Below are 506 nucleotides of genomic sequence, written 5' to 3'. Positions count from 1 at the left end.
TATTATAACAGAGGCAAAACAGTTTAAAAAGAGCTTTATATGAGCTTCCTGTATTAATTTTATGTAATGTATGCTCGGGTAATGGCGTTACGCCTGTAATTGAAGCATTTAAGTGCGCTGGCTTTAGTTCTTGAACTTTTTTTTTTTTTCAAGCACGCATTGCGGCTGACCGGAGCCGGCAGCGGCTCGCCGTCGATGACCTTGACCAGCACCGCGGTGGCCGCCTCGATCCCGCCGCCGAAGTCGCCCTCGCGGAACTCCGGCACCAGGTACTCCTGGATCACCCGGTTGGCGACCGCGTCGGGAATCGCGCCTTCCAGGCCGTAGCCGGTCTCGATCCGCACCGCGCGGTCGTCCTTGGCCACCAGCAGCAGCACACCGTCGTCCACGCCCTTGCGGCCCAGCTTCCACTGCTCGAACACGCGCACCGCGTACTGCTCGATCGTGTCGGGTCGGGTGGTCGGGACCATCAGTACCTGCAGCTGGCTGCCCTTGCTTTGCTGCAG

The 506-nt window shown here is 58.3% G+C and carries 1 pseudogene; it reads right to left on the bottom strand.

The annotated features are described in order from the left end of the window. Positions 1-164 precede the first annotated feature (164 nt). Positions 165-506, bottom strand: a pseudogene (locus tag CSC70_RS14290) (TPM domain-containing protein); the annotation flags it as partial.

This window comes from Pseudoxanthomonas kalamensis DSM 18571 (assembly GCF_010211745.1).
GTDB classification, from domain to species: domain Bacteria; phylum Pseudomonadota; class Gammaproteobacteria; order Xanthomonadales; family Xanthomonadaceae; genus Pseudoxanthomonas_A; species Pseudoxanthomonas_A kalamensis.
Note: the sequence above shows the minus strand (reverse complement) of the source record. Positions and strands in the feature narration are given on the sequence as shown.